The organism is Janthinobacterium algoris, assembly GCF_051380935.1.
In the GTDB taxonomy this organism is placed as follows: domain Bacteria; phylum Pseudomonadota; class Gammaproteobacteria; order Burkholderiales; family Burkholderiaceae_D; genus Janthinobacterium.
Genome location: NZ_JBNYXZ010000025.1, coordinates 45,683 through 68,033, shown reverse-complemented (window position 1 = coordinate 68,033; position 22,351 = coordinate 45,683). Strand labels below are relative to the sequence as shown.

Genomic DNA, 22,351 nt, shown 5'->3' with positions numbered 1-22,351 from the left:
TTGAGAAATATCAATTGCCCCTGCTGCAGACGCATCCATCTGCAGCCATCTGCGGCCATCGCCGTCAGCGTATCGCCGTCGCCTGCGACCAGACGGCTTGCCAGCGTCCATCGCGCCGCTCATAGCTGTCGATATGCCAGTAGCGCGAGCGGGGCACGGCCTGGCCGCCGAAATTGATTTCAAGCTGGGCCTGATAGCGCAGGACAGCCGCATCGCCGTGCAGGCGCACGGCGATCTCGCCAGGCTCCCAACTCAGATAGCGCATGTGGCCTGCCGCGATGGCTCCCAGATATTCTTCCTTGGACAGCATGCTGCCGATGGGCGTGACCAGCTGAAAATCATCGGCGTGCAAGCTGTGCGCCACCGCCAGGTCGCCATCGACCAGCGCGCGCAGGCGGCGCCGTTCGATGTCGCGCAATTGTTCCGCCTGTTGCAAGGCCGATTGGCGGCCAGGCTCCTGTTCTTCCATGATTCCATCCCTCCGTATAGAGTGTGATACTTTGACGTAAGTTATCCAAAAGTCATGTTGACACTATATATTCAAAGTGTCAATATGCCCACATGTCACTCCACACCTTGAAAACCCAGCGGATACTCGATGCGGCGCTGGCCGTGTTTTGCCGCTACGGCTACCGCAAGACGTCCATGCTCGACATCGCGCAGGCTGCCGATATGTCGCGCGCCGCGCTGTACCTGCACTTCAAGAATAAGGAAGACGTGTTTCGCGCCGGTTCCGAACGAGCGCATGCCAGCGTCATGGCGCAAGTGGCCGCGGCGCTGGCCGAGCCCGGTCCCGTCTTCGCCCGTATCGAGACGGCGTTGCTGGCATTCCAGCAAGGCTTGAAGGCGGAAATTTCGTCCAGCGCGCACGGGCAGGAATTGTTCGATGTCAACATGACCTTGGCCGCCGACATCACCTTGAATGCGCGGGCAACCTTGGTGGCATCGCTGGCCGGTGCGCTGGAACAGGCCGAAGCGGTGGGCGATATCGCGCTGCGACGGGTGGAGGCAACTGCCGCGCAAGTGGCCGGCTTGCTGGTGGCGACCATGGATGGCATCAAGCACACGCAAGGGGGAGGGGAGGCGCTGCGCCAGGGCATTGCGCTGCACATGCGCTTGCTGGGCGCCGCGCTGCTGCGCATGTGAGCGGATTGCCTCCCATGCGCAGACGGGCCAAGCCAGTTACGGCAGGGTCTTCAGCACAGTCTTCGTAGGCACGGAGAAATTATAGTTGTCGTGGCGGTCCCAGTTGATCGACCACGTCATCACGCCACGGAAGTCCGGATACGCCTGCAGCGGCTTGATGGTGCCGCAGTTGAGCAAGCGCGTCAGGCAATTCAGGGCGTTGCTGACGTCGGCGTTGGTGGTAAAACCCGAGCCGGCCGAGCTGCGGCCGGATGGCACGCCAAAGCCCACCTGGTCCGGACGCAGGCCGGCGAAGGTGTTGCCGCCATAGTTAAATCCTTCGATCAGCATGCGCGCCGTGGCCACCAGCTGGTCGGCCGAACCGGCCTTGATGGCGCCCGTGGCATACGGCGTGTAGATGTCGCCATTGTTATAGTACTGCGGGTGCAGCACCGTCAGTTCGCTGCGCAAGGCATTGATGATGGGAATGTAGGCGCCCCAGATGCTGCCATAACTCGTGTATCCCCCTTCCACATACACCCATTCCGGCGCCATCGACAGGTAAAAGCCACTGCCGACCTTGGTTTTCAGGTTTTTCACGGCGATCGGCAAATAAGTCTGGATAGCCGCGCCTTGCGCCACGCCATTTTCCAGGTCTAGGTCGATGCCGTCGAAGCCATACTTGGTGATGATGGCGTACAGGCTGTTGGTGAAATTCGTCGCTTCGGCCGTGTTGCCGACGGACACGGAACCGTTTTGCCCGCCCAGCGACAGGATGACTTTCTTGCCTTTCGCCCGCTTGGCGGCCACGTCGGCGATGAATTGCGCTTCCGTGCCCGCGCCCGGGTCGATGGTCAGGCTGACATTGCCGCCGCCCGCGTTGTCGCCGAACGAGACGACGATCACATCCCAGTCATCGCTGACCTGGCTGATCGGGTAGGTGGCGCCGCTGGGGTTGGTGAAGTTGTGCCAGTAGCCGATCAGCGCGTGCTTTGCCAAGCCGGTGGGCGTTGGTGTCGGTGTCGGTGTCGGGGTGGGAGTAGGTGTCGGAGTAGGTGTCGGAGTCGGAGTCGGCGTAGGTGTTGGGGTAGGCGTGGGTGTCGGAGTTGGCGTAGGCGTGGGTGTCGGCGTGCCGCAGTCTCCCACCGCCTTCCACGGCTGGCCGCTGCCGGCGCCGCCGCTGCTGGTCGACGGGTTATTTCCTTGTGTCCACCAGTTGGCCGTGTAGTTGACGTTGTTATAGCTGGCCTGGCCGCCGCCATTGTAGGCGGTGCCGCTGTTCCATGGCGTGTAGCAGGCCACCGCTGAGGTCGCACCGGCCAGCAGCTGGCTTGCGCCGGCGTTGGCTCCGTCGCTGCCGCCGCCGCAGGCGGCCAACGTCCCCCCGAAGAGGGTAAGAATAAGGGTATTCATGACTGTCTGGTTCATTGCATCTCCTTGTGTATTTTTTTCATGGCCGGCCGGCTGGACACCGTCCGATTTTTCAGAGTGCAAGCATTGCAAGTGGTCGTCAACTGGTTTCATTCTTTGCGCAAAATCACAATACCAGTTGCGGGCTTACCCCACGGCAAGGGCGATACGGGCCATACCAGTGCCTGTTTTCCAGTGCGCTGGTATGGTGCCCGGAATCGCGCGGGGAGCAGGGTGGGGAAGGGAGGTGGACTCCCGCGACAACTACGGCGCTGTTTCCTTGCGCAAATCGGCATACGGCACGCGCGACAGGTCCAGCAGCATCTGCGTCAAGGCCACGGTTTGGCGCTGCATTAGCCGGTAGTCCACGCGCGTCACGGCGTCGGCGCCGTAATTGAGCAGATAGTTCGGTCCCGTGATGTAGTTCATCGTGGGAATGCGCTGCGCAGCCCAGAAATACTGGCCTACACCAGGCCAGGCGGCATTCTTCGGACTACCGTCCCCCCCGGGATTGGTGGGCGGCAGCACGAATGCGGGGGCCGCATCGGCGTGCTTCAGCATGGCATATGCGGCGTTCATCAGGGCCGGCGTGCGCGGCGAAAACAGGGCGGCCGGCTCGAACCTGCCCGTGAGACGCAAATAACCGTTGCTGTCGGGCAGTACTTCCAGCGCGCCCAGGTGCTCGATGCTGAGGGTGGCAGCGATCCGTTGCGTCAAGCCATCATCCTTGTGCCGATCAATAAACTGCTCGATACCCACGCCGCCAGCGAAATGGCCGCTCGTCAGCAACAGCATGATACTGCGTGGCAAGCTGTCCTGCGGCAGGCGCGCCAAGTACTGGGCCATATCGACGATGGCGTTCGGCCCATTGTCTTCCAGCGCGTTCGGGCCATCCGTGTGGCTGATAAGCACCATCAATTCCTCGGACTTGCCGGGGATGATGCCGACCAGGTTGCGCGTCTGCACTTGCCGCACCGTGGCATCCATGGTCAGCCTCACGGCTGGAGGCTTGCCCGCCAGCACGCTGTCGCGCAGGCGCCGGCCCCGCTCACGGTCGACAAACACGCCGGGCAGCTGGCGCACCACGCCGTCGTAGGGCGCATACAGGCCGTACGCCGTCGAGGCTGGCGCATCAAGAATGACAATCACGCCTGCCGCACCAGCCGTCTGCAGGTTGTCCAGCAAGGCGATGAACGGCCCCAGCATCTGGAATGGGCGCGCATACGGCGTCTCCGGCCCCATGGCGTTCTGCGGATCGTGCATGTGCACGGCGGAATCGTGGAAAACCTTGCCCGTCCACGCCACCTTCGGCATCTCGACGAGCACCAGCTTGCCGGCCAGGCTGGCATCGGGCTGGCTGCCGGGCGCCAGGTACACCAGGGGCGCGACAAGGCCGGACGGCGGCGTGACGCCCGAATATGGAATATAACCGGCCGAAACGAGCATGCCAGGCCGTTCGCCATCGGTCACTTCCAGACTCCAGTGTTCCCGTTCCACCGACCATTGCCGGAAGCTGACCTGCTCAAAGCGCAGTTGTTTGACACCGGCGCGCACCAGGCGTTCATGCAGGACGTCGATATACGCTTCATGCCGGGGAGATCCCGTGGCGCGCAGGCGGCGCTCGTCCAGGTCGTATTGCCAGTCAACCAGTTGTTTCCTGGACAGAAACTGCGTGGCATCGGCCGTCACGGCAGCCGACGGCGGCAGGGCGCGCGCAGGCCAAGGACCAGGCTTGCTGGCGCAGGCGGACAAGGCGGCCGCGATGGCCAGCGCGCCAAGGGACAGAAAGCGGCGGGAGTGAGGTAAAAGCGCGGTGTGTGGATGCGCCTGGGTCATGCGTCTCTCCTGATTATTTGATGCCGACGCTTCGATCAGCAGGGCCAGCGACGTGCTCGATGCACAGCATTATGTTGAGACTTCGCATTCAAAGTAGTCTTCAACGCCCTGATTTCATTGATATCGCAGGCAATGGAAAACTTCTCACGAGCGGCAATTTACCATGAGACAAGGCGCTGGGCCTGCACCCGTGAAAACGGGCTTTGCCTCTTTTTCAAGCGCGCCGTGTTCCTTTCGTCAAAGAAAGCCTGTAACTTCCTGCATGGCACTGTGCCATGATGAGAGCGAAAATGATGAAAAAGATATTGATTCTTGGCGCAGTGGGTCATCCGCGCCTTGGCAGGCAGTGAAGACATCGCCTTGACGCTGTTGCTGCGCAATCCCGGCAAGCTGCCCACGCCAGTCCCTGCCAACGGCAGCGTGCTGGCCGGCAATGTACTGGACCAGGCATTGCTGCAGCAAACGATGCCCGGACACGACTTGGTCTACGCCAATCTGGTTGGGCGACGACATGGAAGACCAGGCCAACAGCATCATTGCCGCCATGCGGACCTCGGGCGTCGAACGCCTGGTTTTCGTCCTGTCGATGGGTATCTACGATGAAGTTCCCGGCAAATTTGGCGAGTGGAACAACGCCAGGCTGGCCGAAGACCTGAAACCATTCCGCTGCGCCGCCGACGCCATCGAAGTGTCGGGCCTGGCATACACCATCGTGCGCCCAGCCTGGATGACGGACGAAGACGAAGTCGACTACGAACTGACCACGCGCCACGCGCCATTCAAAGGCACCGTGGTGTCGCGCAGGAGCGTGGCAAACCTGATCACCAGCATCATCGAAGCGCCAGAATTGCACCTGCACACCAACCTGGGCGTGAACAAACCGAACACGGACGGGGAAAAGCCGTATTTCATGTAGCTTGTCCAAGCAAAGACGGCAGCTGCGCGCAGAGAAGGGAAATCGCATTTGCGATTGGGGAGTTGGCAAAATGGGAGTTCTTTCAAATTCATCCATAATTTCGCAGTCTTGGTACATACGGAAGGCTGTTGCGACGGTTTGCCGTCAGATGACATAGGAGCGGAGTGGGCTGCCGCAAGGGAAATTTTTAGATAATTGTTGCCTCTATGTGATTGCTTTTTTGTTGCGTAATCTGCATTTGAAAACACAACAGATATGTCACATCAAACGTATCTTTTATTGGGCGTCGTTGCGCTATGCAATCCCATTGATCGGTTCGGACATTTCTGTGCGATGATGGCTATTGCGACCTAAAGGTTCTCCGAAGCGGTTCCTGTTCTTGAAGTTCTCCATCCCGGTAAGACTAATGCTATTTGACCAATCAATTTTGAACGACCAGAACGAAGGATGGCTCTCGCCGCCGTCTTTGGGAGCCTGTTATAACGCCCATGGTCTATATAATTCGCTCAGTTATGTCGTGCGCTTATCACCACACATCCACGAGGTTCTAGCCGCACGCGAACGTCGGGAGGGGGAGGCAATAGCCAAGAGCTGGGAGGAAATACAAGCTACATCCACATATTTTCATGAAACGATACATTGGTGGCAGCACATTGGTTCTACTGCAGGATTCATGATGAGTCTGTCCCTACCGGCTCAGGCTCATATCAACGAGCAGTTCCTTAAAGGAATTCTCTCGCAACTGGGCCCCATCAAGCCTCTTCGCCGCTTTGATATTTCGAATTCATCTGTCCAGCCCTTAGCGCCAGAGTTTCAGATGAACATCAACTTTGCGATGAACAACTGGCACGACATTGAGTACGCCAAATGCATTATGATCCAGCCAAAATTTGTTGAACACTTGGTTGCTGATCCATATTTTCAGAGCATAGGGCACTCATATAATATTATGTGGGCATCTGTTTTGCGAGTTATAGCCGCGACCCAGGATCCTACATGTGCATTTTTGCCAAATCCTTCCACTTGGGAAGATGGTTTTCGACGGGCGCGGGAGTCGAAGAGCGAATATTTCTACACCGGTGATGTCGTTCGGCTTGCCGCTATAGGCGCACGGGAAATTTTTGAGGGGCAGGCACGATTTTCTCAGATCCAATTTCTACACAGCGCATCTAGCGGAAAATTCGATCTGCCAGCGGCAAGAGAAAGCGGAATGTTTGGCGTCGTCTACGTCTCCGCGTTCGAAGCGTTTCTTAAAGGGCTAAAAGAGCCTTGGCCAACGTCACCATTAGATCCGCTGGTAAATCTGTTTCTGTTGCTTTGTGACCTTGCGATCAATCCAGGCGACGGCTTCCCCTTTGATGTGATAGACCCAGAGTCTTTTTTTGAATCGGTAGATCCAGGACTAAGATTCACTATGCTCTGTTGGATGGTCAGGGACAAGCATCCTGAGCTCAAGCAATCAATCGTTCAATGCTCTAAGGATGAATTCCTGCACGCTAGCGAACTTCTGTCTAAGGCGATTGTCTGTCCCTCTCCCCGCCAAATTTGGGAAAAGGTGAATGGGTGGTCGAAAAATGAGGCATCGTGTGTGCGACTACTGCATGATGCTACAGCAATGAAATTTGACGCAGTAAACATGCCGATAAAATTGTTCTTCAGCGAATTCCTTCGATTTCAAAAAAGCAAGTCGAAGCATCCGGAATATTTTTGTTGGCCCGGTTTTTGGTCAGTTGGGGAGGTGGGGAAGGCTGCGGATTTTGCCAAAGATCTGTTTGCAAATCATGAACCTCTATTCGTTGATGCCGCGGATGGAGAAGTTCGTCCTAGGCTTCATCAGAGCATTCCCCAAGAAAATGTTCAAGAGATGTTCAATGCGTTTTACCAGTGGAACGCGTCTTATCTTCTTTCTCGGCAATGGATGGTTAGCGATGGCGATTTTGATCTAGACTTCGAATGGCTGACCACACGAGAGCCCGTATCAGTAAGGCAAACATGGGCAAAAAATATTTTGTTAGATACTTATGGGTTTGCGCCTGAGGATTTCAGAGTGCTGAAGCCGAGCGCGGATTAAATGATAAGCTGTGTCCGGCGAATCAGGGGGCTATCTCATTAGGCGAAGTTCAATCGGCCAGCCGATCGTTCCAGTTCGGTCGATGAAGCGCGCAAATCTGGACGAGGGCTCAATACACGCCAGAGGTGTTCATGGCCGGGAATCGAGGATTTCGGCGTACTGTAACTGTGCGTTAAAGGGCACGTCCGCAGCCCTTTAACGTATGGCCAGGACTCTAAGTAGCAAGGATGACCACTTGATGGAGTCGTAGACCAGTGCACTTATGACGGGCTTGGTGCCATGAACATCGCCCATGTCGGACCGCAGCTTCTGCATCACAAACGCTGCTTGGTTTAGTGATCCTTCGATATTTGAAGATAGTGGCTTAGAGTCAGATTCTGGCCAACCTATCTCAGTTAGTTCTCGCATCAGACTGTCTTTCACGCCTAGGGCGTCGATGGATTTCTTGACTCGCTCCTGAAACGATGCCCGTCCGGCATCACCTAAGCCGTATTGAATATAAATGTCGCTGGTCACGGAATCTAGAGCGCCACAGGCTGCAGAGAGCGCCCCACTTAGGTCACCGTCGCGCAGTCTGCTTGATGCCTTCTGGATGTCAGCCCGCGCCGACTCAGGGATATCGGCTAGTTCTGTAGCATCGAAAACTTCAATGGGAACAAGTGTTGTTCCCGAGAACTTCCAACCCAACCGAGAGAAGACACGATCCAGTTCCTCAACGACTTCGGCTTTCCGACGCATCATCTCTTCGCAACAGATGGAAACAAAGGCACCACGGTGCTTGTCATCCATCGCACCAACTTGTTTGTCAACTTCGCTCAAAAGTTGGGACTTTGAAGCACCGTTCTGAGGCTTCTGTTCAAGGTGTGCAAGTCGCGACATATCCAGATCACCATAGCCGACGATCTGCTTGATGTCGCTAAAACTGAATTTCTCAGTCAATGTCGACCGTATCGGCCCCCAAGGAATCGCATTGTTTACTGTCGTCATATCTACTCCCGTTTTACTAATGGCACGCGTGGAATATCGGTCCGTGGACTAGTTTGTCTTCTAAATTTTGCGTCGAAATAGGTCAGATTTCGCTGCAAATTAACGATGAGATCCTGGAGCGACGCGCCACTCTGAAGCCCACATCGAATGAAGAAGAGTTTTGCTACTTATCGAAAGTCCTTCGGTCATCTTGCGCAAATATGCCGAATAACAGAGCTTTTGCCCGGTTGCAATTGCCTTGCACCAGTTCTGATCTTCGCGTAACTCCTCCCACTGCTCCTCGTAAAAATTTGCCGCCACCATCTCACACAACAGCAAGATGTCCATCGGTGGATGACACCACCGTGGTACTTTTAATGGATGGTCCGTATCGCGTTGCCCAGGTCGATGACCACCAAATTGTAAATGAACCAGTGGGCCGGACTGGCATACACCATCGGTTGAATTTGCCCAATCAACATGCCAGCGCGACAAAGAATTTCGCAAACTATCCTGAATCTCCAGAGCGACATCTAACGAGGCGAAAGGAGGGCAGTCATGTTGCACCTGCTCGACGGAGATGCCTTTGCATGAAATTCGGGGAATGATTAACTCAGCCCTTTCATCGAGCGTGTCCGTAAAGATGATGGCGTTTTCTCTATGGATTTCTACCTGCCAAGATGTCGCTTTAGGAGTCCGATTAAGTCGACGTCCTTCTTCGGTTAGTGCGGCATAACCTTCTGGGGTGATGATGCCGACACTTAACATCTTGTTAGCGATTGTGTTGATGGCATCGGCCATCTCACCAGCAGTTACCGTAATCTGCCCCACATTAATATCACTGCCTTGACGATCAAGAGGTTGCATCGTCAGTCCTTGGTTTGCTCATTACCTCGACGACCAAGTTCGCGTCAACGTCATCAACTTCAATCTTCGCCGTCAGGTAGCGCTCTGTCTGAATGCAATCCCAGCAGATGCGCTTTCTGTGGCTATACTTCGGCGCATGAGGATCAAATGCGGCAACGGAATGACGTATTTCACCTGACCGATCACAGACTGCGCAAGAAAATGCGAAACGCTCGTCGGAAGATTTGTTCCATGTCGATACCGCAGGCTGTACGTTAGAGCCAAGCTGAGCGTTGAGCACCTTCACCCTGGCTGAACCAGTCATTGTTGTTGGACGAGCGCCAAACAACGCTATTGCCCAGTCATCAAAGCGGTGAGCCCACCAACGGCGCCACCCCTCGTTAAAAACCCCCGCGTACTGAATTTTCTGATCGATCAGGATCGATTCCAGCGAGCCCAGTGCCGCTACGCCCAAGCGAGCAGCGAGCTCATTATCTGACAGCAATATGCCTGGCCTGTCGATCACTCCCTTGAGAATCGTTCTGGCCGCGATGTGGGGAGCGCCGGCGTTGAGCATAGCGGCACGAAGCTCCTGATTGGCTATCGACGCCAGTTCTTCCCTATCCAGACCGAAAACAGATAGCCTCTCCATACCGCCACCCCAAACAGCTTTAATTTCTTTGTACCCCTTGCACAGGGAAATTAGTTGTTCTTTAACGGGGTCAGGATTACTGGCAACTTCGTCCTTTTTATATATGCGATCAAACAGATCATGAGCGGTGCCATCGGGACGATAAAAGCGCTCGAGTTTATCCTCGGCAGAAATCAGGACGATAGGGAAGTCATCTTCTGGCGCCGCGCTTGTTTTATCCCTGAGGAGCTGTGCGAGCCCACTGCCGTTATAAGCTTTTTCAGGCTCAATCATCTCTGGATTTTCATCCAGGCGGAAATCCAACGCAACGATATCAGGTTGTGCATTAAACAATTCCCCGGCAAGCGTGGCAGCTTCGTCTAGGCGACAATAATTGATCGTGAGCCCGTGATCTCCTGTGCTCGACAACAGCGTCGCATATATCTCATCAAGATCGTCTACATAAAATCCGTTGTAACCCATATCATTCCTTTTTTGTGCCATCCGCACGCACGCGGAACTCAATGTTGCAAGTATAACCATCACTAGGTGTCTCAACAGTGACTGCGCCACCGTAACTAGTCGCGATATCGTTCACAATTTTTAAACCCAGACCAGTTCCGGAGCCTGCCAAACCGTCGTCCGAATCGAGGTTGACAGCGGTAGTATAAAAAGCATCGAAGATACGATCTTTATTGTCTTCACTAATACCTAATCCATTGTCCTCAAACGACAACACAATAAGATCACCGTCTTCTCGAGCACTAACCCGAACTAGTCGAGGCATCACTTTAGCCGCTTTCATCGATTTGATAGAATTAGTGAGGAAATTGAGTAATACCGAGTCAAGTTCACTCGCGTGCATTTCAATAGTTCGCAAATGAGCTGGCTTAACATCCCATTCGAAGGTAATTTTTTGTCGATCTAAATATTGTGCGAATTGTTGATGGAAGTGTTCAATAGCACCTTTAAGAGAAATAGGCCGTAGCTCTCTGCTTTCTGTGTTGGACATAAGGCCTGCAATATATCCTCCCAAATCGAACATGCGACCAGTCACATTTTTCAGTCCATCAATAGTTGCGGGCAATGCGCCTTTAGCGTCAAGCGGAAGGCCAGATACCTGAGAGCTCAGTACCGTGAGATGCGCTGCTACCGAACCACGAATTCCCTTTATTTCATGCCCGAATACAGAAATTGAAAGCCCAAGCGACGCCAAAATTCTTAGCATTTCTTCATACTGCAACGACGCCGCCTCACGCAGCTCCACTTCCGCCTCCCATCGTTTTGCTTCCTCTCGGGCTTGGTCCAAAGCGAGGAGCGCCGTTGCAATTTCGGTTGGTTTCGTGTTGTGGGGTCCTAGTGATGCTGGATGATCAGGCGCATCACTAGAGCCACCCGCCGCCTCAAGAATAGACGATCGTCCAACGTCTGATGGTTTCGCTCCAATCGTGGTGTAAAGTGTATCGATAATCTCACTGGGTTTGCGCGGCCGAGCCGTGGACACAAAATCCTTCTGACTCGCCGTTTGTTTGCGACCACGTGATGCTGCGACACGCAAGAATGCCCACTCAAGTAACGAACGAACAACTGACCTTAACTCTTCGAATGCTTCATTCTCAATCAGACCTTCGCGGCTGCTGGTTTCCTCAAAGTTAGGATTATCCTCGCGGCTCAAAGAGACTTGGCCGAAAAAATTAACGTTGTTGGCGGGGACAATGATGACCCTGCGACTGGTATCACGATCTAGTCTTAGCCAATCATCAGAGCGTTCACCGTAAGGCGCCACCCGGAAACCATTTCGATATATCCTTATTCCCCCATATTCGGATCCATTTCTTTGGCTAGCGGGACACTTAAGCCTGACAGGACTTCCGATAGATAAATAAAATATCGGGCAGTGAATTTAAATGGCCCTGTGAGAGTTATCTTCTCTCTATGTACAAGGCTATCATCAAGCCCTGTTTTTTTTGATACTACACGAACTGTGGCAGTACCATTTTCATCAACGCTACCTGTTATCGTCGCTAGGGCATGTTGAAGAAATCCAGATTCAATGCCTAACGTTGTTTTACGCTGTCGGGTCGACTCTCCGTTTAACTGAACCTCAAAGCCAGGATCTACGTATTCAGTGAGAATGTTGGGGGCATCTGTCAATGCAGAAAAGGGGCTTTGCAATGATAGAATCATCTTCCAAACCCGGTTCAATGCTGCTTCGGACCAAGTCTCACGTAACCGTCCGATCCGAAGCCGCGTACCTTCGCGCTCTATAGGTTTTTGATATTGTTCGACATGATTAAATATGTCGTTCAGGTCTTGGCCGGACTCAAAGTGATTATCCCAATCAAACGAGACTCTTAATCCTAGCTCACTACCGACGACCTCTGTCTCCATCATAAGAGTCTTACCGAGGCGCTGCACGGCAAAACGACCAATACCTTTACGGCCTGCCCGCAGTCGCTGGTAGCGGGGGGATATGGGCTGCGTCTGCTTGTGTGCGGTTGATAGCCTCATCCAAGAATCTCGTACAACTTGGAGCGTCATGCCCAAACCGTTATCCTCGATTACTAATTCACCGCCTTGCTTGTCGTGATTGTGGAATGTGACGATCACCTGAGAGGCATCCGCATCATATGCATTTTTAATAAGTTCAGCCAACGCGGTTTCTTGTTTGGCGACCAGTTCAAGCCCCAACCGCTGGATATGGCCGGCATCAACGCTAAAGCGGACGGCATGCACACTATTATCAACTTCACTACGACTGAGCCTTTCAATAAGATGCCAGTTAGGTTGTTCTTTTGTAAGCTCTTCAGCGATGATATGGCGCAGGGTTTCTAGCTCGCTCATAAGTCTCTTTTCTCGTTTTGGACAATACTTAGCATTCGTTTTAACGAATGCGCCGACTGCGGACAGTTTGCAATCCAGAATGTAATACGGGAAGTGCTGCTGCCAGTTCCGCGTCATTGAAGAGAAACGCATCAGCACATAGACGAGCACCTGCCGCGTCTCCTTGGCGTAACCTCTCATTGACCATATTAAAGGCTACGTTAATATCGGTCAAACTTCTATTTTTTGGCAAAAACAACGTGAGTTTCAGCGCACTTGACGGCTCAAGTTTCAGGGCTCCGGATCCACGCGGATGCCCAATTATTTCCGCAGCTAGTTGCGTAAAAGTAGTGTACATCGACAGGGCTATGAGCTTCATTTGTGTCGTCGTCACCTCGTCATGGAAATAAACACGATACATTGAGTTTGTTGAGTTTACCTCGGCCGAATTGAGAATGATACGCGGCCCTAGATCAGTCATAAAGACAAAAAATGCATCTGGCGTGCCGTGCGCATCTCGGAATTGATGCCAGATAGGACGACGTCGAAACGTAGAATTTTTATCTTTTTTATCCTTCGGATAGGTCGAAAGATATTCGACCAACAGCTTATTGCGCGGAGCCGAGGGAGTCCATAATGCCATGCAACGAACATCGTCTTTAGTATGGTGCCTACAGTCGTCTAAACTAATAGCAATACCTGAAACATACTGACTAAGCGGCATGATGTACTTGAGATGGCAGTTCTCTATCTTATGTCGCCGCCACTCAGAGCGACTTTTAACGAAATACGGCGTGTCGCCTGTCACCAATCCAATTCTTACACTGGCGAGGTCGCTTAGCGAGTGCATATCCGGAAGAGATGCAAGACTTTGATGCAACTTTCCCACATCCGCAGGCACAAGACCATGACCAGGATAGGCCACTTCTTGAACGTTGATATCAACCGGCCAGTTATCCATCAAAGAAGTGAGTTCCTTGGTGCTTTCTAGGCACTGCACCATAACCCTATCGCTCAAGGCTAACTTACCGAACCCCTCAGCCAATAATATAACTGTCGTCTCCTCTGTCCCCTCAGTCAGAAAAAGCCGCTCAGCTAAAGTAAATGCCATCACACGTTCAAACTTGCTTCGTATAAGCTGCCTAATAGCAGCTGAATAATCTGCGTATAGAAAACTTCCAGGAAGTACAAGTGCCAAGCGCCCACCTGGCTTGAGAAACTGTAATGCATGAACCACGAAATAAGCCCATAGATTGGCTTTTCCATGTAGGCTAACGCCTGCAGCATTTATGGTTTGAGCGGCAGTCTCCTTTTGCTTGGCTGAAAAATTGCTATGGCGAATGTATGGAGGATTTCCAATAACCAGATCCATTTTCCCCGCAGAGCATTGCCCAGGAGAGTAATCAAGGAAATCCTGTTGGAAAAAATGCCCGGCAATAGTTGCCGGTTTGACGCGCGTCCTCAGGTAACTAAAGGCGAGCGGGTCGATATCGCAACCATAAAGGTTAGCTTCTGGAGTAGTGTTTCCAAGTCCTCTAAGACGCGCCACCGCAGCCTCAAGAAAAGTACAACCGCCAAAACATGGCTCCAGCACAAGGTCCGTCGGCAAGCGGATACCCCAATTTGAAAGGGCTGTGGATACAGATAGGGGCGTATAGAACGCTCCAATTTTTTTACGGTGGCCGATATCGTGCGACTTTACTCCAAAATCAGGTTTGATCCCGAGATCGGCTTCATTTTCCAGCATTGAACTCATTGCGTGTTTTTTCCTACTCCAATCGTCTTTATCTCACTATCGGCGGCGCGGCGTAAGATTATTTCGGCACTATCTACGAGCAGTACCACCTCGACGGTGTCGCCTTCGGCGATTCCTAGAGTACGTAGTAAGTTCGCATCAAGCGCGATCCTACGCGCCCGTTGAATAATGACGGTCCCAAAAGAGACTTCAGTAAGAGCGTGTTTAGTCACAATTTAGTATTTCTGAGTACAGACAAGTGACAGCATAAAGCAATCGACGCCTGTCGCCTAGGATCGATTGCATTGACGGCGGTGCTTCTACGACGGTGCATTGGTGTGCCTACCGAGAGCACTTGTCATAGCAATTATGGCAACAACTTCAATTAAAGCAACTATTGCCTGTCGATAAGTATCCATAAGGCAACACTGACATGACCTGTATTGAGGTCACAGGTGACCTTTTCCAGCTCATACGGACCTAGCGAAGGTCACTCATCGCTAGTACATACGTTGCAGAGATACGGTGCGCCGTAAATGCATGATCATTCGCTACGACCCTGCGAAGCTCAAAGTTAACCTGAAGCATTCCACGGGAGTAGCTTTTATGTATAAACGCTTCCATCCTGGACTTATGCCGGCGCGGTTGAGCTTGCCAGCAATTTCGGTGCAAAAGTCACGCAGGGCTTGGATGGTTTGCGCGAGCGCCTAACGTTGTGGGACTAATAACTATCGCTGAGCGCGCATAACAGTTTCCAATTTACGGAGCCACTAGCGAGAACAATTCGTCAATGCTGATTTCACCGCGAACAAAACGAGCGACTTCCTGTTCGCAGGTTTCGCTCACCTTAAGCCCTGATAGAAATAACGAAGAACGCGCGAAGTCGACTGCGTCCTGACGCCTACGTTGCTCAGCGCTCATTCCGATACTGGCCAAGGTCGCCTGTCTACGATCCTCATCATAGGTAGTGCAGCTCTCGTCGTACTCCTTACTTAGTCGAACGAGTTGCGCAGAAACGTCTTCGATATCGCACCTTGTTTGCTCTCCTTCCTGCGTGGTCGTGACGTATTTCCGGGCGTGATCGAACAGGTCGCCGAAAGTGACAGTTCCTTCAATATAGCGGCCTAACAATGCGATGTGCTCAGCGTCGGGTACACCGCCTTCTCGCTTAAAGTTGGCGAGCATTATTCCAACGCGTGTACGTCGCTCTTTCTTAGCAGTATCCATGCGCTCTTCCTCTATCTAGGCGAACCACATTACTGGCGGCCGGTATCGCCGGCGGGCCGGTCATCGCATACATAGGTCCATAGGCGCGCTGTCTTTGGTCCTGCCTTCGCAGGACGTGAGTAGCGGGTCGATGCTTATTTTGGATAGGCATAAGAGGATGTTAGTGGTCTGTCGGTAAAAATAGTCTCTAGTGAAGCTGAGGTAGCTCTGAGGTCCGTTCGGCGATTCATTACCTCTAGGGCAACTTCAACACGGTACGCACACAGGTATTCATAGAGGTGCAACTGACTAACTTCCAGCTCACTTGACGACGAACGGGCAAACAACAAATGAGCGACAAGAGCAATAGGCCCCGCCAAGTAGTCGCGTGACTCATCGCATGGGTTTTCCAGAACTTGATCAAGGCTATCTGCAATCCTATCAAGCCAAAAATCCGAGAGTTGGCAGGGGAGGGCAGCACTCGGATGCTTATCTAGTATATCTTTCTTAAGCTCGACTAGATCCATTAAAGGTGGCAAAGGTTCTTTCATCGAATTCCCCCTGGTTGGTCTCATCTACTTTGACCTCCAGTGCGTGTGGAATCCCGCACGTTGAAAATGGGTCGTAAATGCCGTGGCCTATTTTGCCCGATAATTTGAACATGGGGTATGAATTCTGCCTCCAAAACCTCAGATTATGATGTTTACTTAAAAGCAATTGGCGGTACCATCCGTGAGTTGCGTAAGAACCTAGGTTTTTCCCAGGAGGAGCTGGCACATCGGTCTTCGATTGACAGAAGTCACATGGGGAAGATTGAGCGTGGAGAGCGAAATGTGAGCGTTGTAAATATAATACGAATTTCACGTGCATTGCATTGCGCTCCCTCCGAGCTGCTTCTGCGTGCAGGAATCTAAGTAGATTCTTGCTCCTCAGCATTAGAAAGTCATATTGGCGCGCTCACTTCATTTTCTTTTGGCTTTGTCTGAGAGGTGCTTTGTAGCAAGTTCTTCTTGAATGTTAGTCACATTATCCGGTATCGCCCCCAAATCCGTCAGCGTGCGCAGTACCTCTTGATGACCCTCGAAGAATTGCGCCCACCTGCTGAATCCCCCCATTGCTCCAACGGCACGTAACAGAGCAACATGAGCGGCAGTCAAAGTTTGAACGCTGGCTTCCAGTTCGACGATCCGTCGTTCTTTCTTGGCCAGTGCTGCGGCAGCTTCAACAGCGGACTGCTTTCCGACTCGGCCACGCCATGCCCTATACTCATGCTGACGCCCTTGGTAGTCAGCCAGAAGAGCACTCCTGGACTCGTTACGCGTGATCGATGACGCAGCTTTGATATTGGGGTGCAAACGCGCGACGGCACGTGCGGTGATGTCCTGGTCGTCCGCCAGCAGCATCTCGAGAATTAGTAGCATCGCAGCCTCGTTTTCCTGCATTGCTTTTCCCTCACTCATTCGTCCACCACATCACGCGCACGCGGAATTGACAGATCCACCCCGTCTGGGAAGGCCCGCTCACCATCGGGTGTAATAAGAAGCCTTTGCACTCCGGCAAGCCTTTCTTCAGCATGCTGAAGCTGGTTCTTCCACCCAATGCTATTGGATGTTCGCGCCCGTATTGTCTCGATTGCTGCTTTAAATTTCCCTTCAAGGCGAATCAGATTTACCGTGTTTTCAGGCAGCCCTGTTGCGGAGAGATGGCGGCAATTCGCAAAGCACTCTAGATGTTTAGGGCAGGGGTCCACCGTGAAGGAATTTAGACAATGACCGTAGGGGGTTGCGTGAAATCCGTCGGCCTCGACGCGTAGGTATTCATACGCCGCAGCATCGCCATCCTTAGCTTGAATTCGGACGAATGCTTCAACAATAGGACCGCTGGCCTTGCCGCCTTTGATCATCTTAGCTACTGTAGTGGCCTTTTCTCCAAGCAACAGTTCAACCTCTTCGGGAATTGAAATCTGTTCAAGTTCTTCAGCTAAACTGCGATGGTCGTATTCAAAGCTCTGTGCCACACTACGGCGATTGTAGCGTTTCGAAATAATCGTATCAGCGACACCTAACCGGAAGAGCTCAGTATTCTGTAAATGTCTCAACATGTGGGACTCTAAACGCAATTCTTGGTCCGCCTTAGTCTTGCCATAGCGCTCGAACAGAGATGGGATCTTGTCGTGATCACCTAGTCCTATGCCCACCAAACGCGAATCAGGACGACTTATCGAAAAGTAGCGCGTAACGTCGCAAATCCCGTCATTGCGCTCTTCGGAGAGAGAACGCTTTGGATGCAAGAAGAGCAATTGCCAAGACTGAACTACACCAGAATCGGCGGTCATTGGTAAGAGGTCCGGCATTTTGGATGGGGTCATTTTTCGAATGTGCTCCTCCAGTTCTCCCACATTCAAATAGGTATTGTTCCAAGACATTCTTGCTTCATCATAAATCAGAACACCTGTTGAGGTGCGGAAGCGCATACTAGTTTCGCCGGCACGCATTTGCTTTTGCAGGCGATTTCCGAACATGTAAATTGCCATATCGAGCTTTCGGGTAGATCCAAGGGACTTCTCAGCCTGAAATTTGTGTAGCTCACGTAGTATGGCCGGGTCAAAATCCTTACGATACTCGTTGATAAAATGGTCGCGTTCTATGTCAAGCCAGAATGGATTGCCACTGAGACGGGTGTAAATATCTGAGAACGGGACAACCTCGTCTTCGCGAAACCATGGCAACAGTCGACCCGTTTCGCATTGCATTTTCAACGTTTCCCGAAGCGGAGTTGTTATATAAGCAACTCTTTCCAAGGTTTCGGTCAATAGCGTACGGAACATCTCCGGTACCGCCTGTGTACTTTCCCGCAATATTCGACTGTCCGACTCTTCCTCTTGCTGCTTTTCCGCGAAGTGCCGAAGCATAAGTGCAGTGGAAAATCCCCCCACTTGTCCTGAACCTTGGCCTTTCGCATCGATATAAGTTCGTTCACGCTTCCAGTCGACCGGAAGCAGGGTAACCTCACCAGCGCGCAACCCAGTAATAATCATCGTCCGAGTCGCAGCGAACCGAAGTTCATCCATGAACGACTGAGGGCGCTCGGTCATTACAATACGTACTAACTCCCAAAAGGCTCGACGGGACGGCAGTCGTTCGACGCGTTTACGCTCTTCCAGCTTTGAGCGAAGCTCGTCTTCTGACAGGGTCTGTCGTGATCTCACGCTGGTCACTTGAACTCTTTGTACCCCAAGCAGACCATACATTTGGCCCGCATCGCAAATATGATTGGTATCCAGAATGATCTTGACCAATCCGGCAAGGAGGTCGCCAAGTTTGCCGGACGCCTGCACGGCCCTTGCAATGCGAATGGCATACTGAAGGTCGTCCAATTTAAGTTCCCACGGCTCTCTTTCTACGCACGTTGCCATGACGCGGAGAGGGCGCGCTATGCTTTGATAAACGTATCCAGACGAGTTCCGTTTGACCAGTAATTGCTCGATGACCGCCGCCTTAATAAAGTCTTGCCAGGCAGACGAAAGGGCACATTGATGTAACGGTACGAGTCCGCTCGCTGCGCGTTCGAGATTGATGATACTGAGTGTTTTGGAATCAGTACCCAAATCGCGCAGATAATACGCTGGCGGAGGGACATCGCCCACGCACGTCGTCAAGTTCCAACCAGCGTCCTCGACAGCATAGCCGTCGCAATTGATCTTGAAATCCCAACGAAGTTCTTTACTGACGGCCAACGATTTTCCGAGTTCAATGAAGGATTTGTAGTGTATGTTCATGCGCAATCACCTTCAAGTTCGTCGATGACTGTTTGAATCTCGCTGATAGTTCGTTGAAGCTGCATATAGGTTGGCGACTTCAAATCGGCCCGCGAACTTTGCTCAAAAAAAAGCACGATTTCTCGCATATCTCCCAAGACCTTGTTATGTAGCCCCTTGTCGTTAACGGGCATAAACTTGCGACATCCATAGCATGATGCGACTGGGCTATATGGGCACGATGGTTGCCCTGAGTTGCATCCGCCAATGCCGGAGATTGGAATCCCGTGCGGAACTGCCGCTATTTGTTGCTCATCCTTTAGTGCAGCCAGTTCTTCTGGAGAGATAAAACGGTCATGTGCAATTCGGGCAACACGACGATAGACCTCAGAAGCCCCTAATGCCCGATTCACTCGATCGGCGTGCGATGCCGATGTTGCGTAATAGATTAGGCCTGTATTTGTCTGCGCATGCCCCATAAACTCTGCTAATTCTTCATGACTAGCGCCGGCATCAACCAACCGCTGTGCGGCCGTATGGCGCAGATCCGAAGCAGTTCCAAGGTCATCAGAGCTAATGATGCTACGAACAAGTGTGGAAATACGATGACTAACTTCAAGGGTTGACTTTATCTGGAAGAATTTTTCAGAACCGCTTATTGTTATTTTATCTAAATGCGACTTTAAATGAACAAATATTGGAACCCATTCGCGCTTAACTCGACGCGTCAATTGAATTCTCTGCTTTGCCCCGCGCTGCTTGGCCATATGGAAGGTTAGGTGCACAGTTGGATCATCGTCGATTTTATCGTGCCAGATGCGTACGTGTTTGGCATCCAATATAGCAATTTGCACAGGGCGCATCGCAAACTGGTAGGCGCATAGCACCATTCCAGCGTCTGCAATGGTGGAGTAGGGGACATAGTTACCTGCTCGTAGACTACTCACCATGTCATCAAAATAGCGCACGATTACTGCTTCCTCATCAGAAGACAGGAAGACATCTCCAGCGCGAACCCCCGCGTACTTATCAACAGCAGGGAGGGGGAGAGTAGTGCGCAGGTAACTACGATACTCATGTGACCAGCCATTCCAGCGATATGTGCATAGCAAATGCAGAATGTGTTTGACGAGCAAATAGCTACCGGCTCCTAGTTCACGCGCCCGCCATTTAGACCATAGTTGCCTGACCTCAAGGGGGCCAGTTTGCAGCAGAACAACAAGATCATGGTCACTCAAATGATACAGACTTGAGAAATAACTTGCGACCGTTCTAATGCTGAGGTCCTGTTCAAGCATTAGTGCTAGGGTGTGCTTAAGGATAAGCACACAGTAAGGATTACGTTGATCGAAGCTAATCTTTACGCTTCGGCCATGGAAAAAGAGCTCAAAAACATTTTCGTCTACTGGGGCACGAATAGAGCGCGTAGTGTCGTCGAACTCATCGTAGTACCTTAGCACGGATGGTAGTGGCTGCAGGCTTGCGCAGAATTGAATCAATGCATCTGACGGATTCAGCTCAGCAGGTCGCTGTTCGGGCATTAGTACTCCTTAGGAATCGAGCGCAGCAGGGCGACTCGATCATCAAAAGCATTGTTCCAAATGCCCGCAAGTCGGTCTTCAAAAACAGCCCGGGCATAGTGAGATGGCATTGTTGACTGGCGTGACCAACCGAAGAATGTTCGCATTTTTTGCAATGCCTCGTCCATCGAGTCACCGTGCTGAAGTAACTGATGGAGACGAACCACAGCACAGGTATGACGAAGATCATGCGGTGTAACAGTCGTCTTGCCTGTACGCGACTTTAGTTCCCTTACCACGTGAATTGGAAGTCTACCTGATATCACAGAAAATGCCTTCGTAAGCGCCTCAGTCGATAGCGGTACGTTAGACTTGGAATTCAGCAGAAATGAGTGCCGAGGGCGGCCTCGATAATTGCTGGTATATGACTCAATGATGCGTGCCGTGGTTTCGCTGGTTGGAATTTGCCTAATCGAATCTTTGGTTTTAATGCTCGGTTTGGAGTAACGAGGGTCTTGGGCAGCGCTTTCGTAATCGTTCTCCCGAACGTTGATCCAACACCGATCACGTCCCAGTTTTGCGTCAAAAGCGCTCTTAATTGCGTCCGCAGGAAGTAACAGCACCTCGCCTCGCCGTAATCCTTGGTGGAGCATCAGAATAAACGCCACATACACACGCCAGCGCGTCTGAACGCGAGGAAATGGATTATCTTGGGATTCGGGGTCTAGGATCTGATACAACACCTCAACGGTAGACGCCGGCAGCGAACGGAGCATTTCTGGCGAGTTGCGCTTCTTCACGCGAAATTGGCTGTATAGGACTGACAGTTGATGAAGTCGGCTTTCGATCAGGAGCAATGTCTTGTGAGAGTCGCTTTTTGCTATCCAAGACACAATCGAGGTCACGAAGCCCAATCCCACTTGCCAGCGTGTCTCATCAGCTTCAGTCGTTACGGCTTGATTGCGGATGGAAATGAACCATGATTCAAGCATTTCAGCCAGGCGGCAGTCATTCAATGTACCGAGCGCGTCGTCCAGTGAACCATGCCCACATAGTTCATCGGCGTGTTGGTACAGGTTCTCGATGTAGCGCAATTTCTTGACGTGTGTCGAATTGGCCAAGGCGCCAGTAACTGCGGCTGACCATACGACTGCCCAATAGCGCGGCAGACCATGTCGGTCAACCAAAACCGGACCTGAAAGGCTTGAAGGGATGTGCGTATCGGCAAGTTGAATTAGCATCGGCATCCTAAGTTCACCGCAACACCTAAACATACCATTAATCGGGTATGCGATTTGGTACTTGAGCAAAATGCGCAACACTCCGTAAACTACCAGTCCTTCGCATAATTTATATTATGTCAAACGGAGGACGGAGAGTGCGAGGTACTTCTGGTCGTCTAGCGCGCTTACCTAAATATGCCGACACTTCTTACCTAATGCTTAACACACGGTGACTTTCGACGTTTTTGACACCGTGTAGGCATGGTTAGGTAATACAGAAGATGAA

At 52.2% G+C, this 22,351-nt stretch carries 18 protein-coding genes and 1 pseudogene; 4 read left to right on the top strand and 15 right to left on the bottom strand.

Annotation, left to right across the window (positions count from 1 at the left end; translation table 11 throughout):
- Positions 1 to 64: 64 nt before the first annotated feature.
- A complete protein-coding gene (locus tag ACQ4W7_RS26455; protein ID WP_436534508.1) occupies positions 65 to 469 on the bottom strand; it encodes a nuclear transport factor 2 family protein in 405 nt (134 codons plus the stop codon).
- Between the two features lie 92 nt (positions 470 to 561).
- Here ACQ4W7_RS26455 and ACQ4W7_RS26450 point away from each other — a divergent pair, with 92 nt between their 5' ends.
- On the top strand, positions 562 to 1,146 hold the full coding sequence (locus ACQ4W7_RS26450; protein ID WP_436534506.1) for a TetR/AcrR family transcriptional regulator: 585 nt from the start codon (positions 562 to 564) through the stop codon (positions 1,144 to 1,146).
- 36 nt (positions 1,147 to 1,182) lie between these two features.
- On the opposite strand, the gene ACQ4W7_RS26445 is transcribed toward ACQ4W7_RS26450, so the two are convergent.
- Together ACQ4W7_RS26445 and ACQ4W7_RS26440 are read right to left on the bottom strand one after the other, a co-directional pair.
- Positions 1,183 to 2,553 carry a chitinase gene (locus ACQ4W7_RS26445; protein ID WP_436534504.1) on the bottom strand — a complete coding sequence of 457 codons (1,371 nt, stop codon included), beginning with the start codon at positions 2,551 to 2,553 and terminating at the stop codon, positions 1,183 to 1,185.
- A 246-nt stretch (positions 2,554 to 2,799) separates the two neighbouring features.
- On the bottom strand, positions 2,800 to 4,371 hold the full coding sequence (locus ACQ4W7_RS26440) for a PA domain protein (RefSeq protein WP_426071055.1): 1,572 nt from the start codon (positions 4,369 to 4,371) through the stop codon (positions 2,800 to 2,802).
- Positions 4,372 to 4,683: 312 nt separating this feature from the next.
- Between ACQ4W7_RS26440 and ACQ4W7_RS26435 the strand changes: the two are divergent.
- Positions 4,684 to 5,287 (top strand): annotated as a pseudogene (locus ACQ4W7_RS26435) (NAD(P)H-binding protein).
- Between the two features lie 406 nt (positions 5,288 to 5,693).
- Positions 5,694 to 7,358, top strand: coding sequence for a hypothetical protein (locus ACQ4W7_RS26430; RefSeq protein ID WP_436534502.1), 1,665 nt, complete (start codon positions 5,694 to 5,696; stop codon positions 7,356 to 7,358).
- A gap of 195 nt (positions 7,359 to 7,553) precedes the next feature.
- Here ACQ4W7_RS26430 and ACQ4W7_RS26425 read toward each other — a convergent pair whose 3' ends face one another.
- The 8 genes from ACQ4W7_RS26425 to ACQ4W7_RS26390 all read right to left on the bottom strand — a co-directional run bounded on the left by ACQ4W7_RS26425 (position 7,554) and on the right by ACQ4W7_RS26390 (position 16,116).
- Positions 7,554 to 8,345: a hypothetical protein gene (locus ACQ4W7_RS26425; RefSeq protein ID WP_436534500.1), complete on the bottom strand. Its 792-nt coding sequence runs from the start codon at positions 8,343 to 8,345 to the stop codon at positions 7,554 to 7,556.
- 99 nt (positions 8,346 to 8,444) lie between these two features.
- Entirely contained in the window at positions 8,445 to 9,191 is a 747-nt protein-coding gene (locus ACQ4W7_RS26420; protein WP_436534498.1) for a hypothetical protein, read from the bottom strand.
- Complete coding sequence (locus tag ACQ4W7_RS26415) at positions 9,178 to 10,284, bottom strand: hypothetical protein (RefSeq protein WP_436534496.1); 1,107 nt, start codon at positions 10,282 to 10,284, stop codon at positions 9,178 to 9,180. The genes ACQ4W7_RS26420 and ACQ4W7_RS26415 overlap by 14 nt, the downstream gene beginning before the upstream one ends.
- Before the next feature lies 1 nt (position 10,285).
- Complete coding sequence (locus ACQ4W7_RS26410) at positions 10,286 to 11,587, bottom strand: sensor histidine kinase (protein WP_436534494.1); 1,302 nt, start codon at positions 11,585 to 11,587, stop codon at positions 10,286 to 10,288.
- A gap of 23 nt (positions 11,588 to 11,610) precedes the next feature.
- A complete protein-coding gene (locus ACQ4W7_RS26405; protein WP_436534492.1) occupies positions 11,611 to 12,645 on the bottom strand; it encodes an ATP-binding protein in 1,035 nt (344 codons plus the stop codon).
- A 40-nt stretch (positions 12,646 to 12,685) separates the two neighbouring features.
- Positions 12,686 to 14,380 (bottom strand): HsdM family class I SAM-dependent methyltransferase, encoded by a 1,695-nt coding sequence (locus ACQ4W7_RS26400; protein WP_436534490.1) that lies wholly within the window; start codon positions 14,378 to 14,380, stop codon positions 12,686 to 12,688.
- 738 nt (positions 14,381 to 15,118) lie between these two features.
- Positions 15,119 to 15,586, bottom strand: a complete 468-nt coding sequence (locus ACQ4W7_RS26395) for an antitoxin VbhA family protein (RefSeq protein WP_436534488.1) — start codon at positions 15,584 to 15,586, stop codon at positions 15,119 to 15,121.
- 134 nt (positions 15,587 to 15,720) lie between these two features.
- Positions 15,721 to 16,116, bottom strand: a complete 396-nt coding sequence (locus tag ACQ4W7_RS26390; RefSeq protein WP_436534486.1) for a hypothetical protein — start codon at positions 16,114 to 16,116, stop codon at positions 15,721 to 15,723.
- Positions 16,117 to 16,233: 117 nt separating this feature from the next.
- On the opposite strand from ACQ4W7_RS26390, the gene ACQ4W7_RS26385 reads away from it, so the two are divergent.
- The gene (locus tag ACQ4W7_RS26385; RefSeq protein WP_436534484.1) at positions 16,234 to 16,479 is read left to right on the top strand and encodes a helix-turn-helix domain-containing protein; all 246 of its coding nucleotides are present in this window, start codon (positions 16,234 to 16,236) and stop codon (positions 16,477 to 16,479) included.
- A 48-nt stretch (positions 16,480 to 16,527) separates the two neighbouring features.
- Here ACQ4W7_RS26385 and ACQ4W7_RS26380 read toward each other — a convergent pair whose 3' ends face one another.
- The 4 genes from ACQ4W7_RS26380 to ACQ4W7_RS26365 are packed head-to-tail and all read right to left on the bottom strand — an operon-like array spanning position 16,528 to position 22,083.
- On the bottom strand, positions 16,528 to 17,007 hold the full coding sequence (locus tag ACQ4W7_RS26380) for a hypothetical protein (RefSeq protein WP_436534482.1): 480 nt from the start codon (positions 17,005 to 17,007) through the stop codon (positions 16,528 to 16,530).
- Positions 17,008 to 17,021: 14 nt separating this feature from the next.
- The gene (locus ACQ4W7_RS26375) at positions 17,022 to 19,343 is read right to left on the bottom strand and encodes a hypothetical protein (RefSeq protein WP_436534480.1); all 2,322 of its coding nucleotides are present in this window, start codon (positions 19,341 to 19,343) and stop codon (positions 17,022 to 17,024) included.
- A complete protein-coding gene (locus tag ACQ4W7_RS26370) occupies positions 19,340 to 20,863 on the bottom strand; it encodes a site-specific integrase (RefSeq protein ID WP_436534478.1) in 1,524 nt (507 codons plus the stop codon). The genes ACQ4W7_RS26375 and ACQ4W7_RS26370 overlap by 4 nt, the downstream gene beginning before the upstream one ends.
- A complete protein-coding gene (locus tag ACQ4W7_RS26365) occupies positions 20,863 to 22,083 on the bottom strand; it encodes a site-specific integrase (RefSeq protein ID WP_436534476.1) in 1,221 nt (406 codons plus the stop codon). The genes ACQ4W7_RS26370 and ACQ4W7_RS26365 overlap by 1 nt, the downstream gene beginning before the upstream one ends.
- Positions 22,084 to 22,351 lie beyond the last annotated feature (268 nt).

What these genes read in the sequence shown, in the direction of transcription:
- ACQ4W7_RS26375 (WP_436534480.1), bottom strand. Translation starts at nt 19,343, where the DNA reads ATGAACATACACTACAAATCCTTCATTGAACTCGGAAAATCGTTGGCC.
- ACQ4W7_RS26400 (WP_436534490.1), bottom strand. Translation starts at nt 14,380, where the DNA reads ATGAGTTCAATGCTGGAAAATGAAGCCGATCTCGGGATCAAACCTGAT.
- ACQ4W7_RS26405 (WP_436534492.1), bottom strand. Translation starts at nt 12,645, where the DNA reads ATGAGCGAGCTAGAAACCCTGCGCCATATCATCGCTGAAGAGCTTACA.
- ACQ4W7_RS26385 (WP_436534484.1), top strand. Translation starts at nt 16,234, where the DNA reads ATGAATTCTGCCTCCAAAACCTCAGATTATGATGTTTACTTAAAAGCA.
- ACQ4W7_RS26380 (WP_436534482.1), bottom strand. Translation starts at nt 17,007, where the DNA reads ATGCAGGAAAACGAGGCTGCGATGCTACTAATTCTCGAGATGCTGCTG.
- ACQ4W7_RS26430 (WP_436534502.1), top strand. Translation starts at nt 5,694, where the DNA reads ATGCTATTTGACCAATCAATTTTGAACGACCAGAACGAAGGATGGCTC.
- ACQ4W7_RS26455 (WP_436534508.1), bottom strand. Translation starts at nt 469, where the DNA reads ATGGAAGAACAGGAGCCTGGCCGCCAATCGGCCTTGCAACAGGCGGAA.
- ACQ4W7_RS26425 (WP_436534500.1), bottom strand. Translation starts at nt 8,345, where the DNA reads ATGACGACAGTAAACAATGCGATTCCTTGGGGGCCGATACGGTCGACA.
- ACQ4W7_RS26415 (WP_436534496.1), bottom strand. Translation starts at nt 10,284, where the DNA reads ATGGGTTACAACGGATTTTATGTAGACGATCTTGATGAGATATATGCG.
- ACQ4W7_RS26445 (WP_436534504.1), bottom strand. Translation starts at nt 2,553, where the DNA reads ATGAACCAGACAGTCATGAATACCCTTATTCTTACCCTCTTCGGGGGG.
- ACQ4W7_RS26450 (WP_436534506.1), top strand. Translation starts at nt 562, where the DNA reads ATGTCACTCCACACCTTGAAAACCCAGCGGATACTCGATGCGGCGCTG.
- ACQ4W7_RS26390 (WP_436534486.1), bottom strand. Translation starts at nt 16,116, where the DNA reads ATGAAAGAACCTTTGCCACCTTTAATGGATCTAGTCGAGCTTAAGAAA.
- ACQ4W7_RS26395 (WP_436534488.1), bottom strand. Translation starts at nt 15,586, where the DNA reads ATGGATACTGCTAAGAAAGAGCGACGTACACGCGTTGGAATAATGCTC.
- ACQ4W7_RS26420 (WP_436534498.1), bottom strand. Translation starts at nt 9,191, where the DNA reads ATGCAACCTCTTGATCGTCAAGGCAGTGATATTAATGTGGGGCAGATT.
- ACQ4W7_RS26370 (WP_436534478.1), bottom strand. Translation starts at nt 20,863, where the DNA reads ATGCCCGAACAGCGACCTGCTGAGCTGAATCCGTCAGATGCATTGATT.
- ACQ4W7_RS26440 (WP_426071055.1), bottom strand. Translation starts at nt 4,371, where the DNA reads ATGACCCAGGCGCATCCACACACCGCGCTTTTACCTCACTCCCGCCGC.
- ACQ4W7_RS26365 (WP_436534476.1), bottom strand. Translation starts at nt 22,083, where the DNA reads ATGCTAATTCAACTTGCCGATACGCACATCCCTTCAAGCCTTTCAGGT.